We start from the raw sequence: 17,787 nt of genomic DNA, 5'->3' as shown, positions 1-17,787 counted from the left end.
TTTAATTTCTTAGGGGTTTACCGGTTTTAAGCATATGTTGAATCCTTTCCAGGGTCTTTCTTTCGGTACAAAGCGATAAAAATGCTTCGCGCTCAATGTCGAGCAGGTATTGCTCACTCACATAGCTGGTTTCCGAAAGATCTCCTCCTGCCATCACATAGGCGAGTTTATTGGCAATTTTTTTATCGTGTTCAGAAATGTAGTGCCCGGCTTCCATGGAGTCTGTTCCTACGAGGAACATACCCAGAGCCTGTTTTCCAAGGACTTTCACATCATTTCTTCGAATCGGTTGGGTGTAGCCCGATTCAGCCATCAGTTTTGCATATGCCTTTGCCGTGGCAATCTGACGATCTTTATTGACTACAACAATGTCCTTTCCATGCTGTAGGATACCCAGGTCATAGGCCTCATAAGCTGATGTAGAAACTTTGGCCATTCCGATGGTTAAAAAATATTCCTGCAATACGTTGAGTTCCACATCATTTTTTCTAAAAGTATCGGAAGCTCTCAAGGCCATTTCTTTGGATCCGCCACCCCCGGGGATAACACCAACACCAAATTCTACCAACCCGATATAGGTTTCTGCGGCAGCTACTACCTTATCGGCATGGAGGGAAAGCTCACATCCGCCTCCCAGGCACATACCATGGGGTGCAGATATGGTAGGTATGGATGAATACCGCATACGCATCATGGTGTCCTGAAACATTTTCACGGCCATATTGAGCTCATCGTATTCTTGTTCTACGGCCATCATAAAAATCATGCCGATGTTGGCGCCTACGGAAAAATTCGCAGCCTGATTTCCTACGACCAGCCCCTGAAAGTCTTTTTCGGCAAGATCGATCCCTTTATTGATGCCCGCCAGAACGTCGCCTCCAATTGTATTCATTTTGGACTGAAACTCAATATTGAGTATTCCGTCTCCCAGGTCTTCGATAACTACACCGCTATTTTTAAACACTTCCTTGGTCTTGCGGATATTATCGAGGATGATAAAGGCATCCTGACCCGGGACCTTCACCATGGATTTTTTCTGTATGTCATAGAAGTATGTGGCTCCGTCATTAACTTCGTAAAACGACTTCACTCCGGCTGCCTTCATTTCTTCAATCCAGGCAGCGGGTTTTTGGCCTTCCGCAGCAATGAGCTCCAAACCTTTGTCTAATCCAACGGCATCCCATATTTGGAAGGGGCCGTGTTCCCAGCCAAAACCGGCTTTCATGGCGTCGTCTATCTTATAGAGTTCGTCTGAAATTTCAGGAATCCTGTGGGTGACATAGGCGAATAGTACCCCAAAACTCTTTCTGTAGAAATCTCCGGCTTTATCTTTTCCACCGATCAGGATCTTAAAGCGATCGATAACCTTATCTACCGTCTTGGTAAGTTCCAGAGTGGCGAATTTCGCACTCTTCCTGGAACGATATTCCATCGTATTGAGATCGAGAGTTAAGATCTCACTCCCTCCTTTGGCATTTCTCTCTTTTTTGTAAAATCCCTGGCCGGATTTACTTCCATACCATTTGTTCTCCGCCATCGTCTCTATAAAACCGGGGAGCTTAAAGAGCTTATGTCTTTCGTCCTTAGGACAATTTTCATGAATTCCATTTGCTACATGAACCAGGGTGTCGAGTCCGACTACGTCGACTGTGCGAAAGGTAGCCGACTTAGGCCTGCCTATTACAGGACCCGTAAGCTTGTCTACTTCTTCTACAGTAAGGTCTAATTCCTTTACGGCATGAAACAGACTCATAATGCTGAAAATCCCGATACGATTTCCGATAAAGGCAGGAGTATCTTTAGCAACCACCGAGGTTTTTCCCAGGAATTTCTCACCGTAAGCATTAAGGAATTCAAGAACCTCAGGTTTGGTTTTTGGCCCGGGAATGATTTCAAACAGTTTCAGGTATCGTGCCGGGTTAAAAAAGTGTGTCCCGCAAAAATGGTGTTGAAAATCCTCAGATCTTCCTTCACTCATAAACTGTATGGGTATTCCTGAAGTGTTTGAGGTAATCAGTGTTCCTGGCGTTCTGTGTTTTTCAAGATTTTCGAAAACCTGTTTTTTGATATCTAAACGCTCAACAACTACTTCAATGATCCAGTCAACACCAGCTACCTTGGCGATATCGTCTTCCAGGTTTCCAGTGCTGATGCGCTTTGAGAAATCCTGGTGATAGATAGGCGAGGGTTTCGATTTTAAGGCAGTGGTCAACGACTCATTAACTAGTCGGTTTCTTACGGCGGGATCTTTTAGAGTGAGCCCTTTAGCCTTTTCTTTGTCAGTTAGTTCTCGAGGGACAATATCCAGTAACAAGACTTCAACACCGATATTGGCAAAATGACAGGCAATGCCACTACCCATGATTCCGGATCCGATAACTGCTACTTTTTAATATGCTTGTTCATTGATTAGGATTGAGTTATTTCATTCTGGTTTCACTATTGTATATTTTCTTCTCAGCCACTACGTGATTAATAGTATCCATCACTTTAAAGAAACTGTTGAGTTGTTCCTGGGACAAATGCTCTTTTACTACTTCGTTGAACTTTAAGACCACGTCCTTGGAATCTTTGCGTTTCTCTAAACCAAATGCCGTGAGGTAAATCAGTACGCCCCTGCCATCTTCAGGGTTTGGCCTGCGCTCTATTAGTCCTTTTTCCTCCATGCTTTTCAGTATCCGTGACAGACTGGTAGCTTCCATCCCCATCTTCGGCCCCAATGAGGTAGAAGGGGTACCCTTCTTTGGATCAATACTCAAAAGGGTGAATCCTACCGCCATGGTGGAACCAAACTTTTTAGCCTCTTCATTGTACATTCTCGCTACGGATTGCCATGTGGCGCGCAGGGCGTAATCAATCGTTATCTCTTGCATAGGTCATCTAAACCTTTCAAAGATATAAAAAATTTATTATGCATGCATAATAAATAAGTTAAATAATTGGAAACAAATTGTTGAGGACACATGATAAAAGGAAGCAAGAATTACCGCCCTTGCCGCATCACAGCTATACGCCAGTTCGTTACTTGGTACAAGGTTTACGAATCCGGATGGCCGTAAATGTCATTGTACAGATTGAGGTATTTTGCCTTGACAATCTTCCGCTTCAGTTTCATGGTAGGGGTAAGGTGGCCTCCTTCAACCGACCAGGCGTCCGGTGTTAGTCTAAAAGACTTCACTTTCTCCCACTTGGCAAATTGTTCATTGGCATTATCTATTTCTTTCTGAATTCTCTCCTGTACTTCTGAATCGCTGACCATATCCTGGTGACTCTTGAGATCTTTGTTGTGTCTTTTCACCCATTCCTGCAGAAATTCGAAATTAGGTTGTATTAGTGCAGCGGGCATTTTCTCTCCTTCACCAACTACCATGACCTGTTCAATAAACCTACTTTGTTTCAGTCGGTTTTCCAGTAGCTGTGGGGCGACGTATTTCCCCCCAGAGGTTTTGAACATCTCTTTTTTCCGATCTGTAATCTTCAAAAATCCATCTTGGTCGATCTCCCCAATATCACCGGTATGGAAATAACCATCGATCAACACCTCCGCGGACTTTTCCGGGTCTTTGTAATACCCCATCATTACATTGGGTCCCTTACATAGTATTTCGCCATCCGATGCTATTTTAACTTCCACATCATCGATGACCCGACCTACGGAACCAATCTTCCAGCCTTTGTTTTTTTCATCATTAACGGAGATGACCGGTGAAGTTTCCGTTAGACCATATCCTTCCATCACCGGAATACCTGCTGCTCCAAAGATCCTGCTCAATCTGGGTTGTAGTGCAGCACTTCCTGATACCATGGTTTCCAGATTTCCACCCAGGCCTTCTTGCCACTTGCTGAAAATGAGTTTTCTTGCGAGCGATAATTTTTGTTCATACCACCAGCCGTTAGCTCCATAGGGTTCGAATTTCAACCCGAGGCTCACAGCCCAGAAGAATAGTTTTTTCTTTATTCCGGTTAAATCCGCACCTTTTGCGATGATCTTATCGTAGACTTTTTCCAACAATCTCGGTACAACCGTCATTACATTGGGTTTTACCTCCTTTAAATTGTCACTGATCTTATCCAGTCCCTCAGCAAAATAAACCGTGATTCCACAGAACTGATAGAGATACAAGATCATCCTTTCAAAAATATGACAGACAGGAAGGAAACTTAACGAAGTGGCTCCCTGATTAAAAGGGACACGTGGTTTACTGGCAAGAACGTTAGATACGATATTATCATGTGATAACATCACACCTTTTGGCCTTCCCGTTGTGCCGGAAGTGTAAATAAGTGTGGCAAGGTCTTCAGGTTTAACCTGGGCTTTACGACTTTCAACCTCATCCTGCAGCCTGGTATCTTCACCTTGTGCAAGTAATTCGGTCCAGTGCTTACATCCCTTTATTTCGTCAAAAGAGTATACCTCCTTTAAACCTGGGACCTCACTTTTAATACTATTCACCTTCTCAAGTACTTCTGTACAGGATACAAAACAATGAGTAGCCTCAGAGTGGTTCAGGATATATGCGTAATCTTCTTCTGAAATGGTCGGGTAAATAGGGACATTTTGTGCCCCGATCTGCAGTACTGCAATATCGAGGATATTCCACTCGGAGCGATTCGTCATGGAGATAACAGCGATCTTATCATTGGCCTTAACTCCCAGTGCAATCAGTGCCCTGCTCAGGGCGTTGGCCTTTGAAATGTACTCGTCCGTAGAAATAGCTATCCATTCTCCTTTGCGCTTATCCACGAAGGATTTTTCCATGGGAAAATTTGCCTGCTGAAAATAGGGGATATCGAAAAGTCGGGTAATGGTTTGCATACATTGAAGTTATTGATCTTTGCAAAGTAAGAAAAGGGAGCGGGATTTTAAAATGAGATTGACAAATTTGAAGACCAATAATTGTCAGATTGTTAAATTTAAGCAGATTATCTGTGTGACGACTCCTTAAACTTACTCTCACACAATAAAGAAGGCTCTATCTGTTTATTTCTTTTCCAGCCACTTTCTAGCGTTCACAAAAGCTTCAAGCCAGGGAGAAACTTCGTGCTTTCCTTCTGAATAATGCGCCCAGTTCCAGGGAAAGATACTGCGCTCAATGTGCGGCATGGTCACAAGATGCCTTCCTGAAGGATCACATAGCATGGCTACATTGTAATCGCTGCCATTTGGATTAGCAGGGTATTTGTCATAACCGTAAGTTGCTACAATTCCGTAACGATCTGCGGGATAGGGGAGGGAGAACTTACCTTCCCCGTGGGAAATCCAAACGCCCAGCGTGCTACCTTCCAAACTAGATAACATCACAGAATTGTTCTCTTCTATACAAACAGAAGTAAAGTTGCTTTCGTGTTTGTGAGAATCGTTATACGTCATTTTCCCGTGTAGATCGTGCTCGGGATTTATGAGCTCCAGTTCCATAAACAACTGGCAACCATTGCAAATTCCTACAGACAGGGTATCTGGCCGGGCAAAGAAATTTTCAAGAGCCTGCTGTGCTTTTTCATTGTATTTAAATGCTCCTGCCCAGCCCTTTGCGCTGCCCAGCACATCAGAATTTGAAAATCCACCTACTGCTCCTATAAATTGTACCTCTTCCAAAGTTTCGCGCCCGCTAATGAGATCGGTCATATGCACATCCTTAACATCAAATCCAGCCAGATACATGGCATTGGCCATTTCCCTTTCCGAGTTACTGCCCTTTTCCCTCAGGATAGCTGCTTTAGGTCTTTTCCCTTTAAAATCGGGTAATTTACCATCAAAATGATCCGGGAAATGATAGATTAAGGGTTGGTACTTATAATTCTCAAAACGCTGTTTGGCCAGATTTTGGGAGGTTTGCTTGTCATCAAGGAGGTAGGATGTCTTAAACCATAGATCACGCTGTTCGTAGATATCCAGTTCAATGCGGTCTTCTCCGTTCACAATTACAAGCTCGGGTTTTTCTGTAACAGATCCTATTTTGAAAAATTCAATTTGGTGTTGTTCCAGATACTCTTCAACTCCGCTGCCCTTTGCCTGAATCACTACTGCGGCATTTTCTGCAAATAGTAGTTTAGTTGTGTCCGATTCACCCAGAGAAGAAAGATCGATATCTGCTCCTAACTGGTTGTTCGCAAAACACATTTCCAACAAAGTGGTTATAAGTCCGCCTGAAGCAACATCATGGCCGGCAACTATTTCTTTTGCCTTAATGAGATCCTGCAGGGCATTAAAAGTCTTTTTGACAAATCCTGCATCCGTTATCGTAGGGGCCTTATGGCCAACCTTGTTCAGGCTTTGCGAGAAGGAAGACCCTCCAAGGGCAAAGTTGTCCTGAGAAAAATTGATGTAATATAGATTACCGGCTCTTTTCTTAAAGACCGGTTCAACTATCTTCCTCACATTACTGCAATGGGCTGCAGCAGAAATTATGACGGTGCCCGGAGACAATACTTCCTGGTCTTTGTACTTCTGTTTCATGGAAAGTGAATCCTTTCCTGTGGGGACATTGATCCCTAGTTCAATGGCAAAATCGGAAACGGCTTTTACTGCCTCATATAAACGGGCATCTTCTCCCGGATTCCTGCAGGGCCACATCCAGTTCGCCGACAAGGAAACCGAAGTGAGTCCGTTTTCAAGTGGGGCCCAGACAATGTTAGTCAGAGCCTCTGCTATACTGTTTAGACTTCCTGCCTGAGGATCGATTAGGCCGGATACAGGAGAATGACCAATACTGGTTGCGATTCCTTCCATTCCTTTGTAATCCAATGCCATTACACCCACATTATTCAAGGGAAGCTGTAAGGGACCTGCACACTGTTGCTTAGCAACTTTTCCACCTACACATCGATCCACCTTATTGGTCAGCCAGTCTTTACAGGCTACCGCTTCGAGCTGAAGCACATCGCTGAGGTACTTTTTGAAGTGTCCGATAGCGTAATCAGGATCACTATACGTTCTGGAGATCGTAGTATCGGTCATTACTGTTTTGGGAGAACTCCCGAACATATCGGCCAATTCCAGATCCATGGGTTTCTCTTTGCGTTTTTCCGATTCAAAGGTAAATCGGTTGTCACCGGTGGCCTTACCAACTTTATACATTGGTGATCTTTCCCTGGATGCAATCCGTTCCAGAAAGTCACAATCTTTCTCTCCGATCACCAGGCCCATTCTCTCCTGGGATTCGTTGCCTATGATTTCTTTGGCAGAGAGCGTGGGATCACCTATAGGCAACTTATCCATATCGATCTTCCCTCCGGTTTCTTCCACAAGCTCTGAAAGGCAATTAAGGTGCCCCCCGGCCCCGTGGTCGTGAATAGACACAACAGGATTAATGTCATTCTCTACAAGACCCCGGATCGCATTTGCTGCCCTTTTCTGCATTTCCGGATTTGACCTTTGAACGGCATTGAGTTCTATGGCAGAACTGAATTCCCCGGTATCTGCGCTGGATACTGCTGCTCCGCCCATGCCAATTCGGTAATTATCTCCTCCCAGGATGACAATGGTATCACCCTTTTTCGGTTTGGCCTTAAGTGCTTGTTCTGCTTTGCCATAGCCGATACCTCCCGCCAGCATAATTACTTTATCATACCCTAAGACCCGCTGATGTTCCTGGTGTTCAAAGGTGAGTACAGACCCCGCGATCAGGGGCTGACCAAATTTGTTCCCAAAGTCTGAAGCTCCATTTGATGCTTTGATAAGAATATCCATGGGGGTTTGATATAACCAGGGCCGGGCTGCCAGCGCTTGTTCCCATGACCTGTCTTTTTCTAATCGTGAATAGGAAGTCATGTAAACCGCAGTACCTGCCAGGGGAAGGGAACCTTTGCCTCCTGCAAGACGATCCCTGATTTCTCCTCCTGATCCTGTGGCAGCACCGTTAAAGGGCTCTACAGTGGTGGGGAAATTATGGGTTTCGGCCTTTAAGGAAAGAACCGACTCGAATTTTGTTTCCTTGTAAAAATCAGGTTTGTCAGGTGTTGCCGGGGCAAACTGAACCGCTTCCGGGCCCTTTACAAAGGCCACATTGTCCTTGTAGGCTGAAACGATGGTATTGGGATTTTTCTCCGATGTTTTTCTGATCAGCTTAAATAGGGAGGATGGTTTCTCTTCTTCATCGATAATAAAAGTACCGTTAAAGATCTTGTGTCTGCAATGTTCTGAATTCACCTGACTGAAACCAAAGACTTCCGAATCTGTCAAAGGCCTACCCAATTTTTCGGAAAGCTTTTCCAGGTACTCAACCTCTTCGGCGCTAAGAGCCAGGCCTTCCTTTTCATTATATGCTGAAATGTCTGAAATGGGTAAAATGGATTCGATCTCTACCGCAATAGTGAAGATGTCCTGGGACAATTTGCTGTACTTCTGTGAAAGCATAGGATCATAGTCGCTATACCCCTCTGACACAGCCTGAAATTCCTCTATCCTGCTGATCCCGATGATTCCCATATTCTGGGTGATCTCTGTGGCATTGGTACTCCAGGGTGTGATCATTGCGGCCCTTGGTCCAATAAAATAGGCGTCTATGGATTCTGAAGGAAGCAATTGCTTATCGCCAAATAGCCAGTTGAGTTTTCCTTTGTCGGTATCGCTTAATTTTTTATGCGATTCAACTGCATATACTTTGTCCGAAGGATCCCCGAAAAAATAGATCATGAGCCAGGTTTAAACAGGATTTTAAGAAGCCACAAATTTACACTAATTCCACCGCTTTATAACGAAGCTTCTACAACAGTTTTCAAGGGTTATTGTTGATTACTTTCTAAAGCCTGAAAACCGCTTTGTATTAATCCTTTTGTAGTGCAGCGATGTAAAAGCCGTCAAATCCTGATTTGTGGGCGTAAACATGTTGTTCTTTAACCAAGGAGAAACTCTGCCCTTCTTCGCTCTCCAGGAAATCCTTGACCTGCTTTTCATTCTCCTGTGGCAGGATCGAGCAAGTGGCATATACCAATTTACCCCTGGCTTTAACCATCTTACTGTAGTCTGTCAACAATTGCCTTTGGGTCACTATCAGTTTTTCCAGGTCTTCCGGTTGTAGTTTCCATTTGGTATCGGGATTTCTTTTTAGAACGCCCAAACCTGTACATGGCGCGTCGATAAGGACCCTGTCTGCCTTCTGATGAAGTTTTTTAATCACTTTAGAGGAATCTATGAGTCGGGTTTCCAAATTATGTGCTCCATTTCTTCGGGCTCGACGCTTGAGTTCGTGAAGTTTTTTCGGATAGATGTCAAGGGCGATCAACTGTCCCTTATTTTCCATGAGGGCAGCGAGGTGAAGGGATTTCCCTCCGGCTCCGGCACAGGCGTCTACCACCCTATGACCCGGGGCAACATCCAGCATCGGCGCTACCAACTGGGAAGAGGCATCCTGGACCTCAAACCAACCCTCCTTAAAGGCCTCGGTCGTAAAAACATTACTTCTCTCCTTTAAGACAAGGGCGTGAGGGTATCCGGAAACAGGATCTGAGGCAATCCCTTCCTCCAGCAGTCTTTGTCGTAAAAAGGGCATAGATGTTTTCAGGGTATTGGTCCTTAAGACCACTGGTGCCAGTTGATTTAAAGCGTGTAGCTCCTTGTCCCAAAATTTTTCATCGAAAGCTTTAACCCCTAGCTCATCGATCCAATCCGGGATGGACTCCCTGAATTTTCTGATTTTGGACAACTCATCAAAGCGACCTTTGATCCTCCTTGTAGGGGTATCTTCAAGCTGTTTCCAATTCGGGAGTGGAATGCCTCGCAAAACGGCCCAAACAGTAAACAACCTGAAATAATTTGCCCGGCTATAGGGTTCTTTAACTTCTGCTATCTCCGAGTATAATCGCTTCCAGCGAACAATATCGTAAAGCGTTTCGGCGATAAAACCCCTGTCGCGGGATCCCCAGCGTTTGTCTCTTTTCAATATTTGCTCAACTGCTTTTGAGGCGTAGACACCTTCTTGAAAGATCAATTGCAATCCGTCTACCACGGCAAATACCAAATTTCTGTGTAAGCGCATCGAAAAATTTTAGATGGCAAAGGTATCGTTTTAGACAGGAAACCCTTTATTTTTGAGGAAATTAAAACTGATGCGACTAATTTTTCCCTTCTGTATTTTCTTTCTCCTTTTAAGTTGTTCTGAAGGCCCAACTGTCCATAATTTCAGCAGTGTTGAAGTTGAGGATTTGTTTACCGATTCTGTAAGTATAAGGGCAATGGAGGTCATGGACGGGAGCGTGGCATTCGCAGGAACCGGAGGCGTATTTGGGTCGTTGGATCTGGCAACTGATCAAATTAGGGCCAAACAACAGCGGTATGATACTTTATATCCGGAATTCAGGGCCGTGGCACATACGGCAACCGACTTTTTTATGTTATCTGCAGGCAGGCCTGCCTTGTTGTTTAAAACGGGGAATGATGGCTTGATGGAATTAGTGTATAAAGAAGACGATAAAGGCGTCTTCTATGACTCCATGATTTTTTGGAGCGACCGGGAAGGCATCGCCATTGGTGACGAGATGGGAGGCTGCCTATCTATTCTTATCACAAGGGATGGAGGTACAACATGGAATAAGATACTTTGTGCCGATTTACCAGGGGCGATTCCAGGGGAGGGAGCCTTTGCAGCCAGTAATACAAATATTGCAATTGTGGACGATAAAGCCTGGATCGGGACCACGGAAGGACGGATTTATTATTCCCCTGATAAGGGTGAAACATGGGAGGTTTTCAATACACCAATTAGGTCTGATCAACCGACGAGAGGAATTTATTCATTGCACTTTCAGACAGATAAAATTGGAATTGCCATGGGTGGTGATTATACGGAACCAACAGCGATGAAAGGGAATAAGGCAATTACTGTTGATGGAGGTGTAACCTGGAGCCTTGTGGCGGAGGATAGTTTGCCCGGATATACCAGTTGCGTACAGTTTGTCCCGGATAGCGATGGCAATGAAATTGTTTCGGTGTCGTATTCGGGGATCTCTTACTCAGCAAATCGTGGAGAAAAATGGATCAGTCTTTCTGAAGAACCTTTTTACACCTTCCGATTTGTCAATGATTCCACGGCCTATGCAGCAGGTAAATTCAGAATTTCAAAACTTCGCTTTAAATAGAAAAAGGGCAGACAGTGTCTACCCTTTTCCGACTAACATACGACTCCTGTTAAAAAGTCAACCCAAATCTAATTATACATAAACAACTTTGTAGGTTCTGCCTATTCTCTGGTAATGAACACCCTTGTAGGCAAAATACTTTCTTCCTTTGATAAATACGACTCGATGACCTCTTGGAAGGGATTTGATCACAATCCCCCTGGGGGCAGCAGCCACTACGTATTTCTTTCCCCTGGCTTTATACCAGACACCGGCTGCTAAATGATATCGGATTCCATTGTGGATTACCAGTCTCGGTTTGTGTACTGTAGTAACTACAGTGCCGTGCTTTGGATATACTTTAACCTTCACAACTCTTTGAGCATTTGAAGCGCTCAGAGCTCCAAAAAATGCGATAATAACTAAAACAATCTTAAACTTTTTCATAACGGTTTTTTAGGGTTATACATCTAAGACTGTAGAAATGAAACAGGGTTTAAAGCAAAAAGGGGCAAATTGCCCCTTTTTAAATGCTTTTCATCGAATTCTGGCTATTGCCGCCTTTTTTGTATTTGCTGGAGTAGTCTTTTTTTGAAATCGTCTTCGGCTTTGATCAGCAGAAAGGTCTTCCTGGCAGAAATCAACTCAGTCATGCGCTTGAGAAAAGCAATATTTCTATCATTTCTCTCTTGTTGTAGTGCAAGAAATTCCCCCATCAAATTCTGAATCTGGGCGTCCGACATATTCTGAAAATTTCGGAGTCGGCCCCTGATCTCATTTCTTTCCTCCTGGCGCAAGGCTTCAAGATTAGCCTCGTGTTCATTATAAACCGGCCAAAATACGGCGGCTTCTTCGCTGCTAAGATTAAGTCGTTCAGTAATAAACGCGATCTTCAGCGATTTTATCTTATCCATACCTGCTCCTGTCTGGGCAAATGTGATGCTCCCGATCAGGAGGAAGGTAAGTACGAGGAGTTTATTGATATTCTTCATTTAAGTCGATATTTAATTCGTCTAAATCATTTATGGAATCTTCCAGGTAGTCCATTATCTGTTCACTATCTACTGAACTTTCCATAAAATCGTCCATTTCGAGATTGGCCAGCGGAATGACTTCTGCAATCTCGGAATTACTCAATTCCAGATCTCTTGATTCTATATAGCTGGTGATATCTGCCTCTGCCAGGTCATCAAAATTAAGGGTTTGAGTGGTATTCCATTCTAATCCTATCACCAAAATAAAGATGGCCGCAATGGCAGCTGCAGCATAAAAATAGGATTTGTATTGCTTGAGTTTAATGACCGGTGTTTCTTTTTGAACCGTTTTGGTAAGAATGTCCTTTTCCAGCTGGTCAAAATAGTTCTCGGGTACGCCAAATCCTTCCTTTTTGGGAAGCTTTCCGGTATCCTCTTCCTGAATTTTCTTCAGGATTTGATCTGAAAGCCCCTCAAAATAGCCGGGTGGCGTTTTAAAGCTGTTTTCTTTTGATATGTCTTTCATGGTTTAGGTATAATATAGCTTTCTCCACAGTTTACTCCTGTTTTAAAAAGGCTTCAATTTTCTTTGCTGCCAGATGGTAGGAGGCCTTTAAACCTCCAACCGAGACCTCCAATATTTCTGCGATCTCCGAGTACTTTAGTTCCTCGTAGTACTTCATATTGAAGACCAACTTTTGTTTTTCAGGCAGGCTAGCTATGGCCTGTTGTAATTTCAATTGAATGGCGTCTCCTTCAAAATACACATCAGCCTCCAGGGTGTTCGCCTTTCTTTCAATCAATTCGTCACTGCTCACCCCCAGTTTTTTGGATTTAGTCTTCAGAAAGGTCAGGGCTTCATTTGTGCCTATCCGATACATCCAGGAATATAGTTTACTATCCCCCTTGAATTTATCTATATTTCTGTAAACCTTTATAAAGGTATTCTGCAAAACATCATCCGCATCATCGTGGTCTAATACAATCCTTCTGATATGCCAGTACAAACGCTCCTTATAGGTGTTGATAAGCACCTCAAAAGCCTTTGCCTGAGTATTCTTTTGCTTTAGTTCTTTAACTAAGGTTTCTTCAGCAATCAAAGTTAGTCTGTTATGCTCCTAAGACTGATTTTCACCATAAAGGTTTAATCGGCCGACAATTCCTCTATAAAATTACCCCTTTTTTAGACCAATGGAAGAATAATTGCAGAAGTAGTTCAGTCGAAGGACTGCATCGCCACAAGTTTGAAGTAAACTCCTTTTTGCTTTAACAGGACTTCATGGGTGCCAATTTCCAGTATCTTGCCCTTCTCCATAACCACGATGGAATCTGCTTTTTGGATGGTAGACAGCCGGTGAGCAATCACGAGAGAAGTTCTGTTTTGCATGAGTTTGTCAAGGGCTTCCTGTACCAGGCGCTCACTTTCTGTGTCAAGAGCAGAAGTGGCTTCATCCAGAATCATGATCGGTGGGTTTTTTAAGACCGCCCTGGCAATGGAGAGTCTCTGTTTCTGCCCTCCACTTAATTTATTTCCACTATCCCCAATATTGGTATCATAGCCCATCGGGAGCTCGGAAATAAAATCATGCGCATTGGCAATTTTTGCGGCCTCAATGATCTCTTCCTCAGAAGCGCCTTCCTTTCCGAGGGAGATATTATTGCGGACCGTATCATTGAATAAAATGGACTCTTGGGTAACCAGCCCCATCAGTTCTCTCAAGGAACGTTTTGATAGTAACTTAATATCCGTACCGTCTATGGTAATCTGCCCCTGGTCAACATCGTAGAATCGGGTAACCAGGTTAGCAACCGTACTTTTTCCACTGCCCGACTGCCCCACCAGGGCTACGGTTTTACCCTTCGTAAGTTCCAGATTGAAGTCCTTCAGGACCCAGTCATCTTCGTATTTAAAGGCAATATTTTCAAGGGTGAGGGAGGAGTTGAATTCAGTGGCATGAATAGGATCTTTAACTTCCTTAATCGGATTTTCAGTTTCTAAGATCTCAAGAACCCTTTCAGCTGCGGCATTTCCCTTCTTTACGCCGTAGGAGGCCTTACTTATGGCTTTAGCAGGGGTAAGGATATTGTAAGCCAAACCCATATACGCGATAAAGGAAGAAGCATCAAGTGTTTTATCAACCAGGACCATCTTCCCGCCAAACCAAAGAAGCACACCAATCACCATAATACCCAGGAATTCCCCTGTGGGCGAAGCGAGATTTTGCCTGTTGAGGAGCTTATTGGAAAAATGGAAGAAGCGTTCGGTGGAAGCTGAAAACACCTTGTAAAACCTAGATTCTGAATTAAATGCCTTAATCACTCTTAGCCCCCCTAAAGTCTCCTCAACAATCGACAGGAATTCTCCCTGTTCTTTTTGAACCCGATCCGATTTCTTTTTCAGGGATTTCCCGATCCTGGATATGATCATCCCCGCAAGGGGGATAAAAATAAATACAAAGAGGGTGAGTTTTACGCTGATAAAGAACATCACTGCTATGGTGAATAGTATCGTTAGAGGTTCCCGAACCAGTAATTCCAGTATGGAAAGGAAGGAGTGCTGGATTTCCAACACATCTGAGGTAATTCTGGCGATTACATCCCCTTTCCGTTTTTCCGAATAGAAGGAAATAGGAAGGTCTGTGATTTTTTGATACATCCTGTTCCTGATATCTTTCAGCACCCCGTTTCTGAGGAAGGTGATAAAGTACATGGCCAGGTAATTAAAGACGTTTTTTAAGAGGAACAAGATTAACACCAGGGCAATAACGAAAACAAGGGCTTTCATTTCATCTTCTCCTGAGTAAGTGGTTACCCAATAGTTCAAATACCCCTTTAAATAGTCTTCCAAATTCCCGATGCCTTGATAGGTGGGTTCTGTGTAGATCTTAGTTGTCTGGTTAAAAAGAACCTTGAGCATAGGGATCAGGGCAACGAAAGACAGGGCACTAAAAAGCGCGTAAAGAATATTGAAAAAGATATTGAGATAAGCGAATTTCTTATAGGGCGTTGCAAAACGCAGGATTTTCTTGAAGTAGTTCATCAATCCAATTTCAATTCGCTTACTATTCTATCCAACTTATCTTCCAATGCCTTATTCCCTTCATTGTAAGCATTGGTCTGCTCCAAGGTGGAATTTACACTGAAATAAAATTTTATTTTAGGTTCAGTTCCACTGGGTCTGGCAGCCATCCGGGTACCATCTTCCGTAGTGTAGATCAGGACATTTGACTTTGGCAGGTCTATGGCCGATACTTTTCCGGTTTTGATATCCGTTGAGGTAGAAGTGTTGTAGTCGTCTACCGTTATAACCTTGGAGCCATCCAGGGATTTAACTGGATTCTCCTTGAAGTCCTGCATCATTTCACGAATCTCTTCGGCTCCTGAAATTCCTTTTTTTGTCAGGGAAATAAGTCGCTCTTTATAAAGCCCGTAGTCTGCATAACATTGGATGAGTTCCTGGTAGAACGACTTCCCATTTGCTTTGGCTGTAGCACCTATTTCACAGGCGAGTAGGGTAGAAGTAACAGCATCCTTATCGCGTACAAAATCGCCTACCATAAACCCGAAACTCTCTTCTCCTCCCCCTACAAAATGTTGATCAGGGTGGTCAACTATCATTTTGGCTATCCATTTAAACCCGGTTAGAGAGGTCTTGCATTCTACATCATATGCGGAAGCCAGACTTTGCATCATTGGTGTTGAAACTATGGTGGAGGCAATGAATTCGTTGCCTTTCATGCCTTTTTTCTTTTGCTGATCTAGCAGGAATTTAGTCATGAGGACCATAGTCTGATTCCCATTCAATAATTCCATTTTACCTTGCAGATTGCGCACCGCAATCCCCAATCGGTCACTGTCGGGATCAGTTCCTACTACCATGTCTGCGCCTATTTCTTCGGCCTTTTTCATGGCGAGTGTCAATGCCTCAGGCTCTTCGGGATTGGGTGATACCACGGTTGGGAAGTTCCCGTCGGGCTCTGCCTGTTCCGCTATGATAGTAACTTTGCTGTATCCGGCCCTGCTGAGTACTTCTGGGATGGCCGTAATTGATGTGCCGTGAAGGGAAGTAAAGACTATAGAAAAATCTTCTTTTCCCGGAGCATTGAAATCTCCATTTTTCACTGAAGCATTTATAAAAGCCTCATCAACCTGTTTATCAATAAGCTCTATAAAGTCATCTTTTGCCTTAAAACGTACATCTTCCACAGACAGCCTGTTGATCTCGGCGATAATCTCCCCGTCCTGAGGCGGTACAATCTGCCCACCATCGGTCCAGTATACTTTATACCCATTGTATTCAGGCGGATTATGTGAAGCGGTGAGCACTACGCCGGCCTGGCAGTCCAGATAACGTACGGCGAAGGATAACTCCGGGGTGGTCCGCAGATCTGAAAAGAGGTAAACTTTAATATTGTTGGCAGAGAAAACTTCGGCAACGGTACGGGCCAGTGTGTCACTGTTGTGGCGGCAATCGTAGGCGATTACTACTTTAAGCTCAGCATCGGGGTATACCCTGTGCAGGTAGTTGCTGAGTCCCTGCGTACTTTTTCCGAGAGTGTATTTATTGATCCGGTTTGTTCCTACTCCCATGATGCCACGCATTCCACCGGTACCAAATTCCATATTCTTATAGAATCGATCCTTGAGTTCTTCCGGATCGTTTTCAATAAGGTGTTGAATCTCCTTTTTTACGGCAGGATCAAAAAAATCGGTTAGCCAGCTTTTGGCGGTCGTTAGTATGTCATTCATTTAACTAGCGTTGGTATTCATATATAATTAGGGCGTATATTCTTTTTCCCTCTGAGCCAGGTTGATTTCCCTGGAAATCTTATAGCGTGGTTCGTTTTTTCTGGATCGAACCATGATCTCTCCCAAAAAGCCGGCTAAGAAGAATTGCGTACCTATGATCATAGCGGTGAGTGCCACATAGAATTGAGGGCGCTGACTCAACAATCGGCCTGTTGGATTAATAAAAACCTTGTCGATCCCCAGATAAAGGGCAAATCCGGAACCAATAATAAACATGAGTACACCGAGTGCCCCGAAGAGGTGCATCGGTCTTTTGCCGAATTTGGAAACGAACCATATGGTGATCAGATCCAGAAAACCGTTGATAAACCGATCTGCTCCAAATTTAGTTTTGCCAAACTTCCTCGCCTGGTGTTGTACTACTTTCTCTCCAATTTTTGAAAATCCCGCATTCTTCACCAGAACAGGAATATACCTGTGCATCTCTCCTGAGACTTCTATGTTTTTGATCACTTCTTTCCTGAAAGCCTTTATCCCGCAATTAAAGTCGTGCAATTTCACCCCAGAGGTTCTTCGCGCAGCCCAATTAAAGAGCTTAGACGGGATGTTTTTTGTAAGGGCGTGGTCGTAGCGTTTCTTCTTCCAGCCCGACACCAGGTCATAGTTTTCCTCCTCTATCATCCGGACAAGCTCCGGGATTTCTTCTGGATTGTCTTGAAGATCGGCATCCATGGTAATCACAATATCGCCTGATGCCTGTCTGAAACCGGCGTGCAGGGCCTGCGATTTTCCAAAATTTTTGAGAAACCGAATTCCTTTGATGTTCTCATTGCCGGCAGCCAGCCGGGTTATTACCTCCCAGGAGTTGTCGGTACTGCCATCGTCTATAAAGAGGATTTCGTATAAAAAATGATTGGACTGCATCACCGATACAATCCAATCATGGAGTTCTTTTAAAGATTCTTCTTCGTTAAGTAAAGGAATGACAATAGATAAGCTCATGGAGAAT

13 protein-coding genes are annotated in these 17,787 nt (G+C 43.9%); 1 reads left to right on the top strand and 12 read right to left on the bottom strand.

Annotated elements, in window-relative coordinates; all coding sequences use genetic code 11:
* Window position 1: 1 nt before the first annotated feature.
* The 5 genes from EQY75_RS07975 to EQY75_RS07955 form a co-directional block, all read right to left on the bottom strand.
* On the bottom strand, window positions 2-2,362 hold the full coding sequence (locus EQY75_RS07975; protein ID WP_129604669.1) for a 3-hydroxyacyl-CoA dehydrogenase/enoyl-CoA hydratase family protein: 2,361 nt from the start codon (window positions 2,360-2,362) through the stop codon (window positions 2-4).
* 58 nt (window positions 2,363-2,420) lie between these two features.
* Window positions 2,421-2,873: a MarR family winged helix-turn-helix transcriptional regulator gene (locus EQY75_RS07970; RefSeq protein ID WP_129604667.1), complete on the bottom strand. Its 453-nt coding sequence runs from the start codon at window positions 2,871-2,873 to the stop codon at window positions 2,421-2,423.
* A gap of 164 nt (window positions 2,874-3,037) precedes the next feature.
* On the bottom strand, window positions 3,038-4,816 hold the full coding sequence (locus tag EQY75_RS07965; RefSeq protein ID WP_129604664.1) for an AMP-dependent synthetase/ligase: 1,779 nt from the start codon (window positions 4,814-4,816) through the stop codon (window positions 3,038-3,040).
* A 165-nt stretch (window positions 4,817-4,981) separates the two neighbouring features.
* The gene (gene purL, locus EQY75_RS07960) at window positions 4,982-8,635 is read right to left on the bottom strand and encodes a phosphoribosylformylglycinamidine synthase (RefSeq protein WP_129604662.1); all 3,654 of its coding nucleotides are present in this window, start codon (window positions 8,633-8,635) and stop codon (window positions 4,982-4,984) included.
* 130 nt (window positions 8,636-8,765) lie between these two features.
* Window positions 8,766-9,977, bottom strand: a complete 1,212-nt coding sequence (locus tag EQY75_RS07955) for an RsmB/NOP family class I SAM-dependent RNA methyltransferase (protein ID WP_129604660.1) — start codon at window positions 9,975-9,977, stop codon at window positions 8,766-8,768.
* A gap of 52 nt (window positions 9,978-10,029) precedes the next feature.
* On the opposite strand from EQY75_RS07955, the gene EQY75_RS07950 reads away from it, so the two are divergent.
* Entirely contained in the window at window positions 10,030-11,076 is a 1,047-nt protein-coding gene (locus EQY75_RS07950; protein ID WP_342773971.1) for a WD40/YVTN/BNR-like repeat-containing protein, read from the top strand.
* Between the two features lie 72 nt (window positions 11,077-11,148).
* On the opposite strand, the gene EQY75_RS07945 is transcribed toward EQY75_RS07950, so the two are convergent.
* The 7 genes from EQY75_RS07945 to EQY75_RS07915 all read right to left on the bottom strand — a co-directional run bounded on the left by EQY75_RS07945 (window position 11,149) and on the right by EQY75_RS07915 (window position 17,780).
* On the bottom strand, window positions 11,149-11,502 hold the full coding sequence (locus tag EQY75_RS07945) for a DUF6515 family protein (protein ID WP_129604657.1): 354 nt from the start codon (window positions 11,500-11,502) through the stop codon (window positions 11,149-11,151).
* A gap of 104 nt (window positions 11,503-11,606) precedes the next feature.
* Window positions 11,607-12,047: a hypothetical protein gene (locus EQY75_RS07940; protein ID WP_129604655.1), complete on the bottom strand. Its 441-nt coding sequence runs from the start codon at window positions 12,045-12,047 to the stop codon at window positions 11,607-11,609.
* Entirely contained in the window at window positions 12,031-12,555 is a 525-nt protein-coding gene (locus tag EQY75_RS07935) for a hypothetical protein (RefSeq protein WP_129604652.1), read from the bottom strand. Before EQY75_RS07935 ends, EQY75_RS07940 begins: the two co-directional genes overlap by 17 nt.
* A gap of 31 nt (window positions 12,556-12,586) precedes the next feature.
* Window positions 12,587-13,129, bottom strand: a complete 543-nt coding sequence (locus EQY75_RS07930) for an RNA polymerase sigma factor (RefSeq protein WP_129604650.1) — start codon at window positions 13,127-13,129, stop codon at window positions 12,587-12,589.
* Between the two features lie 116 nt (window positions 13,130-13,245).
* Complete coding sequence (locus tag EQY75_RS07925) at window positions 13,246-15,069, bottom strand: ABC transporter ATP-binding protein (protein WP_129604648.1); 1,824 nt, start codon at window positions 15,067-15,069, stop codon at window positions 13,246-13,248.
* Window positions 15,069-16,778 carry a phospho-sugar mutase gene (locus EQY75_RS07920; protein WP_129604645.1) on the bottom strand — a complete coding sequence of 570 codons (1,710 nt, stop codon included), beginning with the start codon at window positions 16,776-16,778 and terminating at the stop codon, window positions 15,069-15,071. The genes EQY75_RS07925 and EQY75_RS07920 overlap by 1 nt, the downstream gene beginning before the upstream one ends.
* Window positions 16,779-16,805: 27 nt before the next feature.
* Window positions 16,806-17,780, bottom strand: a complete 975-nt coding sequence (locus EQY75_RS07915; protein ID WP_129604643.1) for a glycosyltransferase family 2 protein — start codon at window positions 17,778-17,780, stop codon at window positions 16,806-16,808.
* Window positions 17,781-17,787: the final 7 nt, after the last annotated feature.

The organism is Muriicola soli, from assembly GCF_004139715.1.
Classification (GTDB): Bacteria; Bacteroidota; Bacteroidia; order Flavobacteriales; family Flavobacteriaceae; genus Muriicola; species Muriicola soli.
The sequence above is the reverse complement of the archived record's forward strand: the minus strand, read 5'-3'. Positions and strand labels throughout refer to the sequence as shown.

Excerpts from the sequence above, each read along its gene's own strand:
- EQY75_RS07975 (WP_129604669.1), bottom strand. The coding sequence starts at position 2,362 with ATGGGTAGTGGCATTGCCTGTCATTTTGCCAATATCGGTGTTGAAGTC.
- EQY75_RS07970 (WP_129604667.1), bottom strand. The coding sequence starts at position 2,873 with ATGCAAGAGATAACGATTGATTACGCCCTGCGCGCCACATGGCAATCC.
- EQY75_RS07965 (WP_129604664.1), bottom strand. The coding sequence starts at position 4,816 with ATGCAAACCATTACCCGACTTTTCGATATCCCCTATTTTCAGCAGGCA.
- purL (WP_129604662.1), bottom strand. The coding sequence starts at position 8,635 with ATGATCTATTTTTTCGGGGATCCTTCGGACAAAGTATATGCAGTTGAA.
- EQY75_RS07955 (WP_129604660.1), bottom strand. The coding sequence starts at position 9,977 with ATGCGCTTACACAGAAATTTGGTATTTGCCGTGGTAGACGGATTGCAA.
- EQY75_RS07945 (WP_129604657.1), bottom strand. The coding sequence starts at position 11,502 with ATGAAAAAGTTTAAGATTGTTTTAGTTATTATCGCATTTTTTGGAGCT.
- EQY75_RS07940 (WP_129604655.1), bottom strand. The coding sequence starts at position 12,047 with ATGAAGAATATCAATAAACTCCTCGTACTTACCTTCCTCCTGATCGGG.
- EQY75_RS07935 (WP_129604652.1), bottom strand. The coding sequence starts at position 12,555 with ATGAAAGACATATCAAAAGAAAACAGCTTTAAAACGCCACCCGGCTAT.
- EQY75_RS07925 (WP_129604648.1), bottom strand. The coding sequence starts at position 15,069 with ATGAACTACTTCAAGAAAATCCTGCGTTTTGCAACGCCCTATAAGAAA.
- EQY75_RS07920 (WP_129604645.1), bottom strand. The coding sequence starts at position 16,778 with ATGAATGACATACTAACGACCGCCAAAAGCTGGCTAACCGATTTTTTT.
- EQY75_RS07915 (WP_129604643.1), bottom strand. The coding sequence starts at position 17,780 with ATGAGCTTATCTATTGTCATTCCTTTACTTAACGAAGAAGAATCTTTA.